Below are 17307 nucleotides of genomic sequence, written 5' to 3' on the forward strand. Positions count from 1 at the left end.
GTTGAAAATTATTGCAATCCTAATCTAAAACCTAAGTAAATATCAGCCTGTTCGCCATTGCCCAAAGCGGTTAAAATGGAACCAGAACCGATGAAAAATCCACCGACACCAACGCCCAATCCAGCGGTAAAACCAGAAATTTCATTGGATGCCAATGGCGAATATACTTCAAATTTTTTGGTTGAATATCTTGGTGTGACAGAAATCACATTTTGTGTTGTAACTTGGTCATTAGCATCATCTTCCCTCAATTTTCGCTGTCCAAAAACGGTTACATATAAATTAGGAATGACTTTTACATCGGCATACGCTGAAAAAACGGCAGGCAATTTTACTTTAAAATCACGGCTAACAGGCAGCGAATTCAAATAACCACTTTCCAAAAGCAACTGTTCCACTTCTTCTAAACTTGAAACATCTTGGAATTGATTTAGGTCTAAAAATTCACCTTCGGGAACATTCAAAATATAATTCGTTGCACGATTGTTACTCGATTTAAAAGTCATGCTTCCAATGTTTCTTACGGCCAAACCGACATTTAATTTATAGCTATTATTGTCAGTATCCATCAAATCTTTCCATTGATAATTTACTCCGAAATCAGTTGCAAATCCATTTAAACCTCCAAATAATGAACTCGTATAATTATTAAATTCTGTAAAATCTTGCGCCAATTCACCCGAATAAGCGATGTTTAAATTGGCAGTCGCATTTGTTAAAGTGACTTGACCTAAATCATTATTTATTGTTCCTCGAAATTTATCGGCACCAAGATTGGCATACGAACCAGGGAAAAGTAATTTTAAGTTCACGCCGGCACTAAATTTATGCTCGTCATCTTCATATAAAATCCGTGAAATCCCAAGCCCAACTTCGCCCCAAGCGGTTCCGTTTGCGCGCTGATTATTGTTATTTTGAATTGTCGAAGAACCAAATAAAGCATTGACCGCGCTGTTCGTTACTGCATCACCAATTGTGGGGTCAACGTCTGCAAAATTGACTTTGGCGTAAGTTTTTGTTTGAAAAGAAAATGCCCATTTTTCTACTTTTATTGCGAAACCCGGACCGTAAATTTCTCCGTCAAAACGCAAATCAACATCTTTATTTCCTTCAAAAAGCTTGTCTTCGAGATTACTTCCTCCAACCAAATCATTGAATCCTAATCGGTTGCTCGACAGATTAAAACTCGCGGACAAAACCGAAACTTCGTACTTTGTCTGAAGATTTGAAAGCTCGGCAGGATTCATTCCCGCATTTAAAAGTCCGCCTCTTCTGGAAGTGGAAATTCCTGAAAAATGTTCTTGTGCCAAAGCTCCGAATCCAGTCAGGAAACAAGATAATAATAGTATATTTTTCATTGGTGGTAAATTTTACTATGAATTTAGGAAATTTAATACTGAATTATCTTAAATTAACGTAAAAATTTTACCGTTCGGTTTTCACACCGCTTTCCAAATTGCGTCATCGGGAACTGGGGCAATAATTTGGATATTCTCTTTTGTAACCGGATGCACAAAAACCAATTTTCTGGCGTGTAGATGAATGCCACCGTCAGGATTGCTTCGGTCAAAACCATATTTCAAATCGCCTTTTATCGGAGAACCAATTGCTGACAGTTGGGCGCGAATTTGATGATGCCTTCCAGTATGAAGATTGATTTCCAGAGCAAAATAATTGTTGAGTTCCTTGATTATTTTATAATCTAAACTCGCCACTTTGCTATCTGGAACTTCTTTTAAATGTGCTTTTGAAGTATTATTTTTCTCGTTTCTTTTTAAGTAGTGAACGAGTTTGGCCTCTTTTTCCGAAGGTTTATTTTTGACAACAGCCCAATAGGTTTTCTGGGTTTCCCGATTCTTAAACAATTCATTTAAACGAGTCAAAGCCTTTGAAGTTCGAGCAAAAACAACAATCCCGGTGGTCGGCCTGTCTAAACGATGTACGACGCCAAGAAAAACTTCACCGGGTTTATTGTATTTATCTTTTATATATTCTTTGACCACGTCGCTCAACGGTTTGTCGCCGGTTTTATCGCCTTGCACGATATCGCCAACGCGCTTGTTGACCACGATAATGTGATTGTCTTCGTGTAAAACTTGAAGATTATTTTTATCTGAGATGACTTTCATTATCAAGTTATCAAATTGCCAAAATTTATAATTTGATTAATATTGCTCCTTCTCATTCGGGAAATCACTGCTTTTTACATCCGTCACATATTGACCAATTGCTGTCGTCATTCCATCGTATAAATCCATGTATCTTCTTAAAAATCTTGGGCTGAATTCATTGTTCATTCCAAGCATATCGTGGATTACCAAAACTTGTCCGTCAACGCCACCGCCAGCTCCAATTCCAATTACTGGAATCGTAATACTTTTGGCTACTTTTTCGGCCAAATGTGCTGGAATTTTCTCCAAAACCACTGCAAAACATCCCAATCTTTCTAATAATTGCGCGTCTTCAATTAATTTTTCAGCTTCGGCATCTTCTTTCGCTCTAACAGTGTAAGTTCCAAATTTATAAATAGATTGCGGTGTCAAACCTAAATGTCCCATAACCGGAATTCCTGCGTTTAAAATCTTCTTGATAGAATCTTTGATTTCGCTTCCGCCTTCTAATTTTACTGCGTGTCCGCCACTTTCTTTCATGATTCTGATAGAGGAACGAAGGGCTTCTTTTGGGTCAGATTGATAGCTTCCAAAAGGCAAATCGACTACCACCAAAGCTCTTGAAACCGCACGAACTACGCTTGACGCATGATAAATCATTTGGTCTAACGTAATTGGCAACGTAGTTTCGTGCCCCGCCATTACATTTGAAGCTGAATCACCAACTAAAATCACGTCAACACCAGCAGTATCAACAATTTTTGCCATTGTGTAATCATAGGAAGTAAGCATTGAAATTTTTTCGCCGTTGGCTTTCATTTCAATTAATGACTTGGTCGTAATTCTTTTATAATCTTTTTTTGCTACAGACATCTTTATTTAAGGTTTATGATTTTAGATGTAAGAGTGGCCCATAAATTGGGAGCGTCTTAAAAAATCGTTTAAACAAGATGTAAATGTACAAATTGCTTTATTTACGGCTGTCACATAAATCAGATTTTTTCAGTTTATTAAAAAGTGAAATTATAAGCAATTGATTAAAAATTAGTTATGTCTAAAACGTTTATTGGAAGTTTTATCGAAAATTCGCTTCCAAAACCCAAATCACTTTCCACAGAAATTGAGCCTCCTTGCGCTTCTATAAATTCTTTGCTAATGGCTAATCCCAAGCCGGTTCCTTCTTTTTCAGAACCCGGAATTCTAAAATATTTGTCGAAGATTTTGTTTTTATATTGAGGAGAAATCCCCATTCCGCTGTCTTTTACTTTTATTTGTAGGAAATCAATTTTTTCTTCAGCTGAAATTTCTACAAATGAATTTTCATAAGAATAACGGATTGCATTTGAGATTAAATTTGAAATTACCCAGGTTGTTTTTTCCTTGTCTGCCAAAATTTTAGGGATTTCTTTATGAAGTTTTACTTTAATAGAAATGTTTTTTTGTTCCGCTAAAATTTTTGTAGCTTCAAGTGCTTCTGAGATACTTTCTTTTGCATCAAAATTTTCTATTTTTAGTTGCGTTTTTCCAGTTTCAACCTGCGTAATATTCAGCAATTCTCCGGTGGTTCGAAGCAATCGTTTTGCATCGTCTTTTATGCTTAAAACCAACTGTTTTTGTTCGGTATTTAAGTTTCCAATATTTTTATTTTCAAGCAATTGCAAGCTCATTTTCATCGAAGCAATTGGCGTTTTAAATTCATGGGAAACCATAGCAATAAAATTGGTTTTTGCAAAATCTAGCTCTTTGTAAGCAGTCACATTTCTGAGAATTATAAACGAACCAATTTCTTTTTTTTCTTCTTCGCCTGTTGGCAAAATGATTATGGGAATCACTTGTTTTTCGAAATAACTCTCTTTATTATCAGCATAAATTTTAAGTGTTTCTTGCTTTTTTTCTGTATTTCCTTGCACCAGATGTTGAAGTAGGGAACGAACCAAATCATTAGAAAGTGCGACGTCACTGGCATTTTTTCCTATAATATCTGAAGCTTTTAGTCCAGAAATTTTCAACGCTTCTTCATTAGCAAAAAGAATCTTTTCGTTTTCATCCAAACCAATCGCTGGGTCGCGCATGTTATCGATTAAAGTTTCAATACGCTTTTTTTCCATCATCAATTTATCCAGATTGCTGTCACTGTATTCTTGAAGTTTTTGCGCCATCGTATTAAACGATTTGGCCAGATTTCCAAACTCGTCATTGGTCTCAAAATTAACACGTTGCGAATAATTTTTATCGGCAATTTGGCGAATACTTTCAGTTAAATCTTTAATCGGATTCGCAATATCACTCGGAAGATTTACAAGCAAAGTAAACGCAATGATAAAGCAAGTCAGCCCCGTGATAGAAATCCAAAAAATACCGCTTTCTGCAGAATTTTTTGCCACAATACTTTTCCTTTGGATAGAATCCATATTGAGTTTCATGATGTCGTTTAAATCATTTCTGATTTGATTTCTGGCAATTTTATTATCTGGATTTTCTTTAAAAATTTTCACATCTTCCAAAAGATTTTGGGTCAATTCTTTCTCGCCAACTTCCGTAATGTTATTATTTTGGAAGTTTAAAAAAGCATCAAAACTGTCGAAATTCTGTTGCTCAAGCTCAATTTTATCGAGTTCTTTCAGCATATTTCGAGAATAATCCAGTGAGTTGTAATTGGCAACAAGAATATTTTCCGTGTCTTCAGCAATCACGTGAACTTGCCTCACAGCGAGCGCCACGAGAATTACAATCAAGGAAAATAATAATCCAATTCCAAGTCTTAATTTTGCTTTAATTTTCAAAACTGATATTTTATAATTGTGGTTTTAATTTTGAACTCTCAATAATCGACGAAAGCATTTTTATCAATTCTACGCTTTCATTATAGATACTTTTAAATTCTTTTTCTGACAAATAATTTGTTTTGTATAAAAGGCGCAGCCAGTATTCTGTCTCTTGAGAATCCCTCAAAGCCTCGTTCATGTGTTGCAGGAAATCTTTATTTGATATCCCCAAAACGGCTTCATTAATGCATGCTCCGATGGAAGTAGCGCTTTTTACCAGCTGTTTTGAAAGTAAAAAATCTTTTTTCACTTCAGCAATATGTTGGTAAACGCCTATAACTTTTACTGCAAAATTAAAGGAGATTTCTTTTATGTTAGTATTATTAATCATTTTATTTTAGTTAATGCTATCAACTTAAGATAATTAAATCAATTTCACTCGAAGATAGTTTGTTTAATAACTCCTTAAAAACATTTGTGGAAAGAATGATTTTGAAAAGATTCATTCTTGGTTTTCCAATGCAAACTGTTGTTATATCTTTGTTTTCAGCTTGTTCGATTATTGCTTTGGCAATTTTTGTATGCTCAATTTTAATAACTTCTGCACCTAATTCTGTGGCCAATTTAAAATTGTTAATCAAGTGGCGTTGTTTGTCTAACGCAATTTTATCAGCACTTTCTTGAGGCATTTGAACATATAAAACATACCATTTACTGCTATTGTAATAATTGGCAAGACGTGCCGTTTTCCGGATGACTTTCTTGGCGTTTTTTTCATTACTGCTGATGCAAGCCATAAATTTTTCGTGTCGTGCGCTTTTATTTTTCGGAACTTCAATTTCCACTTTTCGCTCCACTTGGCTTGCAACTTCCTTTAAAGACAATTCTCGCAACTGCAGAATATGTTCGCTTTTGAAAAAATTTTTCAAAGCCATTTCAATTTTATCTGCCTTATAAATTTTTCCTTCTTTTAATCTGGAAATCAATTCGTCAGCAGTTAAATCTATGTTTACAACTTCATCGGCTTGCGCCAAAACACTATCAGGAATTCGCTCTTTTACTTCAATTCCAGTAATAAATTTTACCTCTTCATTCAGACTTTCAATGTGTTGGATGTTTATTGCACTGATAACATTGATTCCCGCTTCCAAGATTTCCATCACATCTTGCCAGCGTTTTTCGTTTTTGCTTCCTTCAATATTGGTGTGCGCCAATTCATCGACAATCACCACTTCGGGACGCAAACTGATAATTGCCTGAACGTCCATTTCTTCCAATTCTTTTCCTTTGTAAAATAATTTTCTACGCGGAATTATCGGCAAGCCGTCTAGCAAATCGTGCGTTTCTTCTCGGTTGTGCGTTTCAATAAAACCAATTTTAATGTCGATTCCGTTTTTCAACAGCGAATGCGCTTCCTGAAGCATACGAAAAGTTTTGCCTACACCGGCGCTCATTCCGATGTAGACCTTAAACTTTCCTTTTCTTGATTTCTGGATTAGGTTTAAAAAATGCTGTACGTTATCTTCTTTATTTCCGTCCAAAATTTTCTTTTTTATAGATTAAAATGAAATTGCTAATGAAGTGACTGCCATAAAATTTTGCTTCGTTGGATTTCCGTTTTCCGTAAAAATTTCGTCTTTGCTGTTTAAATTTCTGCCTTCAATTCTCCAAACCACATTGTCATAAATAGCATAATCAAAATTCAAAGAATACCCAAAAGTTTGAAATCCATTCGGAGTTTCTGTGGCAATGATTAAACCGTTTTCATCTTGATAATATTCGCCTCTGACAGCCAAACTTACTTTCTCAGAAGCTTTATATTTTGCAATGAAAACAGGAGAATACCACGAATTATAGCTTTCGCTTCCTTTTGATTTTTGCTCAGCCCCAATGTCAAATCCAGCTGTCAACCCCCATTTCTGATTCAGTTGAAAGATTCCATATAAATTGTGGAAATAGCGCATTCTCTTATCACTATTTGGCTTATCATTTCCGATGAAAGAACTGCTGTTTAACGTTATATTTGAGTTTGGTTTGTAAGTCAGTTGATGTCCAAAAGCAAGTGTTTTGTTTCCGTCGACTCGCTTAATTCTTTGCCAGCCGTTTAAAACTAAAGCGCTGACAAACCATTTTCCGCTGTCTGTTGTGTAAGAAATTTTCGCACCGCTTTCATAATAAGGAGAATTTTCGGCGAGAATACTTCGTGATAGTGTCCAGCAATCTTTGCTTATTGCACTTTCAAAACCAATGTGTGAAGAAAAAATTCCCGCATCAATCCACAAGTTTTTCGTTGGAGAAAGTTTCACTCCGGCGTTTGCTTCAAAAATATTTTTCATCACACCTTCTTCGGCAGAAAGATTTGCATTGCTATACGTTCCCGCCATTATTGCCAAATTTGCCCTCACTTTTTCATTCTCATAATTTGCTTTTATGAAGCCTAAATTTAACGCGACTTCGTTATGACGATTGTGCGAATAAATAAAACTCGGACGCGTATTATTTTCTGGAGTTCCAAAATCATAGGCGTAATAAACTTCGGCGTAGCCTGAAATTTTTAAGGGATTTTTTTTGGTTTCGGTAGAGTCAATTTGGGCTTGACCCAAAGTGGTAAGCGCTAAAAAAGCGGTTGTAATTACATTTTTCATTTTTTATTTCAATTTATCTAAAGCGATATTTAATGCTAAAACGTTTATTTTTTCAGGTCCGAATAATCCAAAAAGTGGTTTTTCAGTGGTAGTTGCAATCAAATCTTCTAATTTTTTTTCTTCAAGATTTCTGACTTTTGCAATTCTTTTGATTTGAACTTTTGCACTTGTTACAGAAATATTTGGATCTAAACCGCTACCACTTGCAGTTACCAAATCGGCAGGAATTTCACTCTTTTTAATATCTGGATTTTGAATCAAAATGGTATCAATTCTTTTCTGAACTTCTGCCAAATATTCTGGGTTACTCGGTCCTTTATTGCTTCCGCCTGAACCCGCAGCGTTATAGGCAACTGCGGATGGACGTGAATTGAAATATTTGGCTTCAGTGAAGGATTGTCCTATATTTTTGTAGAATTTTTTCCCGTTACTTTCCACCATAATTCCTTTTCCTTGGTTTGGAGAAATTTGGGCAATTCCGAAAATAAAAACGGTATAAATTCCCGAGAAAAAGATTAAAGTGACCAATGTCAGTTTTAATCCGATGATGAGCTGATTTTTCATTTTATAAATAATTTAAAGGAATAAAGTTACAATGATGTCGATGATTTTAATTCCAATAAAAGGAACGATCACACCTCCCAAACCATAGATTAATAAATTGCGTCGGAGCAGGGCTGAAGCGCCGATTGGCTTGTAAGTCACACCTTTTAAGGCAAGCGGAATCAAAAACGGAATCACAATTGCATTGAAAATTACGGCTGATAAAATGGCGCTTTCGGGACTGTGCAATTGCATGATATTTAAGCTTTGCAAAGCAGGAATCGCTGTGATAAACAAAGCCGGGATGATGGCAAAATATTTGGCCACGTCATTGGCGATGCTGAAAGTGGTCAATGTGCCACGTGTCATCAAAAGCTGTTTCCCGATTTCTACAATTTCAATTAATTTTGTAGGATCATTGTCTAAATCGACCATGTTTCCGGCTTCTTTTGCAGCCTGAGTGCCGCTGTTCATCGCAACGCCGACATCTGCTTGCGCCAAAGCCGGTGCGTCATTGGTACCGTCGCCCATCATTGCGACAAGCTTGCCCAGTTTTTGCTCGTCTTTGATGTAATTCATCTTATCTTCAGGTTTTGCTTCGGCGATAAAATCATCAACTCCTGCTTTTTCCGCAATAAATTTAGCAGTCAACGGATTATCTCCCGTTACCATCACGGTTTTTACGCCCATTTTTCGAAGTCGTTCAAAGCGTTCCTGAATTCCGGGTTTGATTATGTCTTGCAATTCTATTACACCTAAAACTTTATCGTTTTCAGAAACTACCAGTGGCGTTCCACCGTTACTCGAAATTTCTGTGACTTTTTCGGCTGTATCTTTCGGAAAAGGATTTCCTGCTTTTTCAGATAAATTTCGGATGGAATCAAAAGCACCTTTTCTAATTATTTTTCCGTTAGAAAGATTGACGCCGCTGCTTCTGGTTTCAGCCGTAAATTTAATCGTTTGTAAAATGTGAGATGATGGATGTGAGAGAATAGCTTTGGTCTCACCTTTTACGTCTAACTTTTCACTTAGCTCAATAATTGACTTTCCTTCAGGAGTTTCATCAGCCAAAGATGAAAGTACGCTTGCAGTTATAAAATCACTTTCTAAAATTCCTTTTGAAGGATAAAAATGAGTTGCTTTTCTGTTTCCAATGGTGATGGTTCCCGTTTTATCAAGAAGCAAAACATCAATGTCTCCAGCAGTTTCTACCGCTTTTCCAGATTTAGTAATTACATTAGCACGTAAAGCTCTGTCCATTCCGGCAATTCCAATTGCTGATAATAAACCACCGATTGTTGTGGGAATTAAACATATAAATAAGGAAATGAATGCTGCAATTGTAATGTTAATATTTGCGTAATCGGCAAATGGTTTCAGCGTCACGCATACGATGATAAAAACCAAGGTAAAACCCGCTAAAAGAATAGTCAAAGCAATTTCATTTGGTGTTTTTTGTCGAGAAGCGCCTTCGACCAAGGCAATCATTTTATCTAAAAAGCTTTCGCCAGGTTCGGTAGTAACTTGTACTTTTATTTTATCAGAAAGTACTTTTGTACCGCCGGTTACCGAGCTTTTATCGCCACCGGCTTCACGAATTACCGGAGCACTTTCGCCAGTAATTGCGCTTTCGTCAATCGTGGCAAGCCCTTCGATAATTTCACCATCAGTGGGAATCGCATCGCCGGCTTCGCAGATGAAAATGTCGCCTTTCACAAGACTCGAAGATGAAACAATTTGAATTTCATCAACGCGCATTTCTCCAACAGGAAAAATTTTCTTTGCTGGTGTTTCTTCTCGCGTTTTTCTCAAGCTGTCGGCTTGTGCTTTTCCTCTTGCTTCGGCAATTGCTTCGGCGAAATTAGCGAACAAAAGCGTCATGAATAAGATGATGAATATGGTGAAATTGTAAGCAAAACTTCCTTGCGAGGTTTCGCCTGTTAAAATCCAAATGCAAACCGCAAGCATGACGGCTGTACCGATTTCTACCGTAAACATAATCGGATTTCGGAAGAGCGTTTTTGGATTTAATTTAAAAAAAGACTGAAGAAATGCTTCGCGCATGAGCTCTTTTTGAAATAATGATTTATTTTGAGTTTTCATATAATTTGAAAATCAGTAGATTAATATAAAGTGAAATATTCTGCAATTGGACCTAAAGTCAATGTTGGGAAGAAAGACAATGCTGCAATGATAAAAATTACGGCAAAAACCATTAATCCAAAAGTTGACGTATCGGTTTTTAAAGTTCCGGCGCTTTCTGGAATGTGCTTTTTAGAAGCTAAAATTCCAGCGATGGCAATTGGGCCGACGATTGGCAGAAATCTTGAAAGCAATAAAACGATTCCGGTTGTGATATTCCACCAGGGATTATTGTCGCCAAGGCCTTCAAAACCGCTGCCGTTATTTGCAGCCGAAGACGTGTATTCATAAACAATTTCGCTGAATCCGTGGAAGCCAGGATTGTTTAAAGTACTCGCACCAAGTGCTGGAAATGCAGTAGAAAGTGCCACTCCAACCAAAATTAAAAACGGATGAAGTAGCGCAATAATCATCGCGATTTTCATTTCCCGAGCTTCGATTTTCTTTCCTAAAAATTCTGGCGTTCTTCCCACCATCAAACCGCTAATGAAAACCGCAAGAATGATGAAGATGTAGAAATTCAAGATTCCAACACCACAGCCTCCGTAAAAACAGTTGACCATCATTGCTAAAAGCTGGTTCATTCCTGACAAAGGCATTGCGCTGTCGTGCATAGAATTTACTGAACCTGTGGAAATTACCGTTGTTGCAATGCTCCAATATCCCGAAGCCGCAGCTCCAAAACGAACTTCTTTTCCTTCAGTTGCTCCAGCAGAAGTGTCAATTCCCATTTGAGTTATTGCCGGATTTCCGTTCATTTCAGTAATAACTGTTGGAATTGTCAAAGCGAGGAATCCGACAGTCATCACTCCGAAAATCATCCACGATAATTTTTTCCTATTCAGATAAAAACCTAAAGCAAAAACCATCGCAAAAGGAATAATCATCTGAGCAATCATCTGAACGACATTTGTCAAATAATTAGGATTTTCTAAAGGATGTGCAGAATTTGTTCCAAAGAAACCGCCACCGTTTGTTCCCACGTGTTTTATGGCGACAAATGCTGCGACTGGCCCAGTGGAAACTTCTACTTTTTCGCCTTGCAAAGTCGTCATTTCTTGCTTTCCTTCAAAAGTCATCGGAGTACCGTTGAACAATAATACTACTGCAACGATTATTGATATTGGTAATAGAATTCTGGTGCAAGATTTGATGAAATAGTTATAAAAATTACCAAGAAATTCGGTGGTTCTTTCCTTTAAAGCGTTGAATAAAACTGCGGCTGTAGCTAATCCGATTCCCGCAGAGACAAATTGCAAGAACATCAAGAAAAGCTGGCTCAAATAACTCAAACCTGATTCTCCTGAATAATGCTGCAAATTACAATTTACCAAGAAAGAGATGATTGTATTAAATGCTAAATCAGCCGTCATATTTGGGTTTGAATCAGGGTTTAACGGAAGCCAGCCTTGGCACATTAAAATCGCGGTTCCTAATAAAAACCAAATCACATTGATGGCTAATAAAGCTACCAAATGTTGTTTCCAATTCATCTCTTTTTTTGAATCGATTCCGCTTATTTTGTAGAAGAATTTCTCAATCGGATTTAAAACGTGATCTAAAAATGTTTTCTGGCCTAAATATACTTTCGCAATATATTTTCCTAATGGAATCGACAGGAGCAAAGTGAGTAAAAACATTGCTACAATTCCTAAAATTTCTGTATTCATTTTTTAAAATTTTTCGGGTTTAAGTAAAACATAAATGATATAAACAAAAACCGCAATTGCAATAATTAAAAGGGCTACCATAGTTTTTTAGATTTTATCAAAATAATAAATCGAGAAATACACAAGGGCAAAAAGAATCAGCCCGACGAGAATTAAAGTGGCGGTCATCATACTCCAGAAGTGTTAATTTGTTTTACATATTCTTTGTAAAGTGTCTTTGGAAAAAACTTTGAAATTGCGATTCTGTTGAATTCCATATAATGGGAAACAGAAAAAACATAGACATTTGTAATCGCATTTTTCATCTCTGAGTTTCCTTTGAGCAATAAATCTTCGGCGATTTCGAGACATCTTTTTACACGAGTAATTTTCCCGAGTTGCAGGCTGCTGATGGTTATTTCAGCAAGTCGTTCCATTTTTTTGATAAGGCTATCATTGAAATTTTTCATATGATTAAGTTATTTTTGAAGCCTTATGCCAAATTAGAGTCCAGTTTTTTGGACTGTTCCCTAAAGTGTTTATTTTCTTATGATTAAAGTTTTTTGGAGTTTGTGCCAAAAGAAAACCCTATCGAAACGATAGGGTTGGGACTTTTAAAACGATATGGTTTTTGCAGATTTTCTAACTTATTTTATATTCCTCAAGCTTTCTATATAAAGTTGTCAAGGCAATATTAAGCAATTTTGCAGTTTCAGTTTTGTTGTGATTTGTATAATTCAATACTTTTTGAATATGAATTTTTTCGGCGGAAGCCAATGAAAAAGCAGACAATACAGGAGTTTCGCCATTAGTTTTTGATGCTTTTAAATTTTGAATTTCTAAAGGAAGACAGCTTGTTGTCAAAACATTTTCAGTTTCTAAAATCACGCTTCGTTCCAAGACATTTTTCAATTCTCGGATATTTCCCGGCCAGGTGTGCAATTTTAAAAGCTGCACAAATTCTCCGGATAAATTTTTAATTTTCTTGTTGGTTTTTAAAGCGAAAAAATTCAGAAAATAATTAGCCAAAGGTTCGATATCAATAGTTCTGTCACGCAACGAAGGCAATTGAATTTGAAAAACCGAAAGACGATAGAATAAATCTTGGCGGAAATGCCCAATCTCAATTTCTTTAGCTAAATCTCTGTTTGTCGCAGCAATAATTCTGACATTTACTTTTGTTGGCTTGCTTTCTCCAACCTTAATATATTCTCCATTTTCAATCACGCGAAGTAATTTTGCTTGTAAATCTAACGCCATTTCACCCACTTCATCTAGAAAAATAGTTCCGTTATTGGCTTCTTCAAACAACCCTTTTTTATCTTTTGAAGCGCCGGTAAATGAACCTGCGATGTGGCCAAACATTTCACTTTCCAGTAAATCGTGACTGAAAGCGGAACAATTTATTGCCACAAAACTTTGGTCTTTTCGCAAGCTTGATTGGTGAATCGCTGCAGCAAAAACTTCTTTTCCGGTTCCGGTTTCACCTGTCAGCAAAACGGTTGTGTCAGTTACTGAAACTTTTTTTGCCAAATCAATAGCTTGAAGTAAATTTTTTGAAGTTCCAACAATTCCATCAAACGAATACTTAGTTTCTAATTTTGATTCGAGTTGAGCAATTCGCTGTGTGAGACCACTTTTTTCGATAGCGCGATGAAGAAGCGGAATGATTTTATTATTGTCGTCACCTTTTACAATATAGTCAAAAGCACCATTTTTTATAGCCTGAACGCCATCCGGAATATTTCCGTAAGCTGTTAAAAGTATAATTTCAATCTGAGGATATTTTTCTTTTATAGAAATTGTCAAATCAACACCGTTTCCATCCGGAAGTTTTACATCGCAAAGCACGACGTCAAAAGAATTTTGGTCTAATTTTTTTAATCCCGATTTGCAATCGCCAGCTTGAATAACTTCAAAACCTTCCAAGCCAATAATTCGCGCCATAAGACTGCGCAATTTTTCTTCGTCGTCAATAATCAGGATTTTTTTCAAAGCAGTAATTTTAAGCAAAATTAGTCTTTTGAATAATTGAAAGTAAAATTGGAGGATATTTATTTATCGAAAATTAATCCCACATTATTGATAATGTTAAACCATCCTGCAATGATTTTTTTACTTTTAGGCGTGAAAGATTACTTAAAAATATACCTACAAGGTTTTCAAACCTTGCAAGATAAACAAACCCTTAACCCAATTTAACAATCCGCCATATTCACGCTAATTGCCAAACCGCCTTCAGAAGTTTCTTTATACTTCGTATTCATGTCTTTTGCGGTTTCCCACATTGTGTTAATTACTTTATCTAGAGGTACTTTTGCGTTTTTTGGATCAGTTTCTAACGCTAATTCTGCCGCATTAATCGCTTTAATCGCACCCATTGTATTTCTTTCAATACACGGAATTTGAACCAAACCGCCAATCGGGTCGCAAGTCAAACCAAGATGATGTTCCATCGCAATTTCAGCGGCCATGAGAACTTGAGCCGGTTTTCCGCCCATCAATTCACATAAAGCCGCCGCAGCCATTGCCGATGAAACTCCGATTTCTGCCTGACATCCGCCCATTGCTGCTGAAATTGTAGCTCCTTTTTTGAAAATACTACCGATTTCGCCGGCAACCATCAAAAATTGCTTGATTTCTTTTTCGCCAGCATCATGGTTTTCAATAACCAAATAATACATTAAAACCGCAGGAATTACGCCCGCGCTTCCGTTAGTTGGAGCCGTCACAACTCTTCCCAAAGCGGCGTTTACTTCATTGACTGCCAAAGCAAAACAGCTAACCCATTTCAAGATTTGACGAAATTTTACTTCCGTTTTTCTGATACATTCTAGCCATTCTTGTGGATTTGAATAATTGGCTAAACCAATAAGGTTTTGGTGCATGTCAAAAGCACGACGACGAACGTTCAATCCTCCCGGAAGAATTCCTTCAGAATGACAGCCGATGTACATACATTCTAACATCGTGTGCCAAACGCGCATCAACTCAGAATGCACATTTTCAGGCGTTCGCATCGAGATTTCGTTTTCATAAACGATTTCTGAAATGCTCTTATTTTCTTGAATTGTATAATTTAAAAGCTCATCCGCACGCTGGATTGGGAACGGAAAAGCGCATTTTATTTCGAGTTTTTTCTTTGCATTGATTCGTTCTTCTTTCACCACAAAACCGCCTCCGATAGAATAGAATGTTGATTCATATTCGGTTTCAGAAGTATAAGCTGTAAACGAAAATCCGTTGGAGTGAAAGGGAAGGAAGTTTTTGTTGAAGATAATATCGGCATCCATATTAAACGGAATCATAACTTCTCCGGCCAAATTCAATTCTTTATTTTTTTTAATCGAAGCAATGATTTTGTCGATATTCTTAATTGGAATAAATTCTGGATCAGCACCAGTCAAACCGAGCATCACGGCCAAATCTGTGGCGTGACCTTTTCCGGTAAGTGAAAGCGAACCGAACAAATCGACTTTAATTCTGATGACTTTGCTTAAAATTTCTTCGTCACGAAGTTCTTCTAAAAATCGTTCGGCGCCTCGCCAAGGTCCCAAAGTATGGGAACTTGAAGGGCCAACACCAATTTTAAGCATGTCAAAAACCGAGATACATTCTTCCATAAATCTATAACGCAAATTTGTGCAAATATATATTTTTTAAGGCTTCGCAAACGTTGTAAAATTATTAATTCTGTAGTATTTGATTGTTATTTTGAAAATGTGGTAAAGTTATTGGTTTTTTTAGTACAAATTGGCAGACTTGTTTTGTTACGTATTGGTTGAATTTTATTTGATTGCGTTATTTTTTTTTGAACACGGATGACACGGATTAGACGGATTTTCGCAGATTTTTTTTCTAGTGTTGTCTCGACTGTACGAACTAAAATGATTTAGTTTGCGTTCTTCTTATAAATTTCCCTATTATGAAAAAAATCTTATTTCTGTTTTTGGCTTTTGCCGTTTTAAGTTGCAATTCTGATGATGAAAATTCGTCGAATTCTGAGGATAGAAATTTCCATCAAGATATGCGCGATTTTGTGATTGGAATCAGCCAAAAGGCGAAAGGAGTGAAGCCGAATTTTGCAGTGATTCCGCAGAACGGAATTGAATTGGTGACTGAAAATGGAGAAGAAGGTGGCGCAATTTCGCATGCTTATTTGAATGCAATCGATGGAAATGGTCAGGAAGATTTGCTTTTTGGCTATGATAATGATGACCAAGCCACTTCAACGGAAGATTCTAACTATTTGAAAGGGCTTTTAAATGTTTCAAAGAATAATGGCAAGAAGATTTTAGTAACAGATTATTGTTCAACACCTTCAAAAATGGTCACTTCTTATCAGCAGAATTTTGCCGGCGGTTATATTTCTTATGCAGCGCCAGATCGAAATTTGACGGTTATTCCGAGTGGGAATCCTTATAATGTGAATGCGGATGTGATTGCGAATTTATCTCAGGCAAAAAACTTTTTGTATTTGGTGAATCCGGTGAATTTTGCTTCGAAAAGTGCTTTTATCAATGCGGTTACGGCTACGAATTATGATGCTATAATTATGGATTTGTTTTTGAATGACGAAGCTTTTACGGCTTCTGAAATCAATCAGCTTCGGAATAAAGCGAATGGTGGCAAGCGAATCGTGATTTGTTATATGTCAATTGGCGAGGTGGAAGATTACCGTTATTATTGGGAAAATTCTTGGAATGCTTCGAAACCAAGTTGGATTGTGGCTGAAAATCCGGATTGGACGGGGAATTTTAAAGTTAAATATTGGAATGCCGATTGGCAGGATATTATTTTTCGAGGTTCTGACTCTTATTTGGATAAGATTTTGACGGCTGATTTTGATGGGGTTTATTTGGATATTATTGATGGATTTGAATATTTTGAATAGACTTTTTTGAACGCGGATTTTGGCGGATTTCGCTGATTTGCTCGAATTTTTTAATTTGATTGTGTTTTTTTGCACACAGATGACACGGATTTGAGAAATTTTCAAGAATTTTCTTTTCGTTACTTTCTCTCGACTGCGCTCGGGATTACAATGTCGAAAATGTTTTTTTTTGAACACGGATGACAAGGATTTTTTCCTAACAGGTATTTCTCCTGTTAGGTTTTGTTTTTTAAAATATACTTAACAGGTTTTGAAAACCTTTTAAAAGATCGACAATATTGGTCCGTTTTGATGAGTCGGGAGTTTAAAAAAATGCCTTTTGTTTCTCGAATAGCCCCGATGGTGGCTTTGTTTGAGCTCTTTCACGGCTGATCAAGCCGTGGAAAGCGAGTGCCACCAGCGGGAAAATGGATGGCTGATAACTTACTGCTGTTTCGCTTCTAAATAAAAAAATGTCATCTTGTCATATCAATAAATGTCACTTTTTACAAAAACTGACAATTTTTAAAATTTTCTGACTTGGCACAAAGATTGTCTAATGACTATCCGAGTTCAAAA

General features: G+C 36.4%; 15 protein-coding genes. 1 reads left to right on the forward strand and 14 read right to left on the reverse strand.

Translation table 11 applies throughout. The features are described 5' to 3' along the window. Nucleotides 1–8: 8 nt before the first annotated feature. The 14 genes from ACFPVY_RS03770 to ACFPVY_RS03835 all read right to left on the reverse strand — a co-directional run bounded on the left by ACFPVY_RS03770 (nucleotide 9) and on the right by ACFPVY_RS03835 (nucleotide 15478). On the reverse strand, nucleotides 9–1358 hold the full coding sequence (locus ACFPVY_RS03770; protein WP_379790419.1) for a hypothetical protein: 1350 nt from the start codon (nucleotides 1356–1358) through the stop codon (nucleotides 9–11). A gap of 81 nt (nucleotides 1359–1439) precedes the next feature. Continuing rightward, nucleotides 1440–2129 carry an RluA family pseudouridine synthase gene (locus tag ACFPVY_RS03775; protein WP_379790420.1) on the reverse strand — a complete coding sequence of 230 codons (690 nt, stop codon included), beginning with the start codon at nucleotides 2127–2129 and terminating at the stop codon, nucleotides 1440–1442. A 36-nt stretch (nucleotides 2130–2165) separates the two neighbouring features. Then, the gene (gene panB, locus ACFPVY_RS03780; RefSeq protein ID WP_379790421.1) at nucleotides 2166–2984 is read right to left on the reverse strand and encodes a 3-methyl-2-oxobutanoate hydroxymethyltransferase; all 819 of its coding nucleotides are present in this window, start codon (nucleotides 2982–2984) and stop codon (nucleotides 2166–2168) included. Between the two features lie 164 nt (nucleotides 2985–3148). Further along, nucleotides 3149–4894 (reverse strand): ATP-binding protein, encoded by a 1746-nt coding sequence (locus ACFPVY_RS03785; protein WP_379790422.1) that lies wholly within the window; start codon nucleotides 4892–4894, stop codon nucleotides 3149–3151. A 10-nt stretch (nucleotides 4895–4904) separates the two neighbouring features. Further along, nucleotides 4905–5267, reverse strand: coding sequence for a four helix bundle protein (locus tag ACFPVY_RS03790; RefSeq protein ID WP_379790423.1), 363 nt, complete (start codon nucleotides 5265–5267; stop codon nucleotides 4905–4907). A gap of 19 nt (nucleotides 5268–5286) precedes the next feature. After that, nucleotides 5287–6417 (reverse strand): sensor protein KdpD, encoded by a 1131-nt coding sequence (locus tag ACFPVY_RS03795; protein WP_379790424.1) that lies wholly within the window; start codon nucleotides 6415–6417, stop codon nucleotides 5287–5289. An 18-nt stretch (nucleotides 6418–6435) separates the two neighbouring features. Next, a complete protein-coding gene (locus ACFPVY_RS03800; protein ID WP_379790425.1) occupies nucleotides 6436–7521 on the reverse strand; it encodes a porin in 1086 nt (361 codons plus the stop codon). A gap of 3 nt (nucleotides 7522–7524) precedes the next feature. Further along, nucleotides 7525–8085: a K(+)-transporting ATPase subunit C gene (locus ACFPVY_RS03805; protein WP_379790426.1), complete on the reverse strand. Its 561-nt coding sequence runs from the start codon at nucleotides 8083–8085 to the stop codon at nucleotides 7525–7527. 12 nt (nucleotides 8086–8097) lie between these two features. After that, the gene (gene kdpB, locus ACFPVY_RS03810; protein ID WP_379790427.1) at nucleotides 8098–10167 is read right to left on the reverse strand and encodes a potassium-transporting ATPase subunit KdpB; all 2070 of its coding nucleotides are present in this window, start codon (nucleotides 10165–10167) and stop codon (nucleotides 8098–8100) included. Nucleotides 10168–10187: 20 nt separating this feature from the next. Continuing rightward, on the reverse strand, nucleotides 10188–11876 hold the full coding sequence (kdpA, locus tag ACFPVY_RS03815) for a potassium-transporting ATPase subunit KdpA (protein WP_379790428.1): 1689 nt from the start codon (nucleotides 11874–11876) through the stop codon (nucleotides 10188–10190). Nucleotides 11877–11879: 3 nt separating this feature from the next. Continuing rightward, nucleotides 11880–11957, reverse strand: a complete 78-nt coding sequence (locus ACFPVY_RS03820) for a potassium-transporting ATPase subunit F (protein WP_379790976.1) — start codon at nucleotides 11955–11957, stop codon at nucleotides 11880–11882. A gap of 86 nt (nucleotides 11958–12043) precedes the next feature. Next, nucleotides 12044–12325: a DUF7674 family protein gene (locus ACFPVY_RS03825; RefSeq protein WP_379790429.1), complete on the reverse strand. Its 282-nt coding sequence runs from the start codon at nucleotides 12323–12325 to the stop codon at nucleotides 12044–12046. A gap of 172 nt (nucleotides 12326–12497) precedes the next feature. Next, nucleotides 12498–13850, reverse strand: a complete 1353-nt coding sequence (locus ACFPVY_RS03830; RefSeq protein WP_465254361.1) for a sigma-54-dependent transcriptional regulator — start codon at nucleotides 13848–13850, stop codon at nucleotides 12498–12500. A gap of 203 nt (nucleotides 13851–14053) precedes the next feature. Beyond that, nucleotides 14054–15478: an L-serine ammonia-lyase gene (locus tag ACFPVY_RS03835; RefSeq protein WP_379790430.1), complete on the reverse strand. Its 1425-nt coding sequence runs from the start codon at nucleotides 15476–15478 to the stop codon at nucleotides 14054–14056. Nucleotides 15479–15780: 302 nt separating this feature from the next. Here ACFPVY_RS03835 and ACFPVY_RS03840 point away from each other — a divergent pair, with 302 nt between their 5' ends. Beyond that, on the forward strand, nucleotides 15781–16749 hold the full coding sequence (locus ACFPVY_RS03840; RefSeq protein WP_379790431.1) for an endo alpha-1,4 polygalactosaminidase: 969 nt from the start codon (nucleotides 15781–15783) through the stop codon (nucleotides 16747–16749). Nucleotides 16750–17307: the final 558 nt, after the last annotated feature.

This window comes from Flavobacterium qiangtangense, assembly GCF_042658345.1.
In the GTDB taxonomy this organism is placed as follows: Bacteria; Bacteroidota; Bacteroidia; order Flavobacteriales; family Flavobacteriaceae; genus Flavobacterium; species Flavobacterium qiangtangense.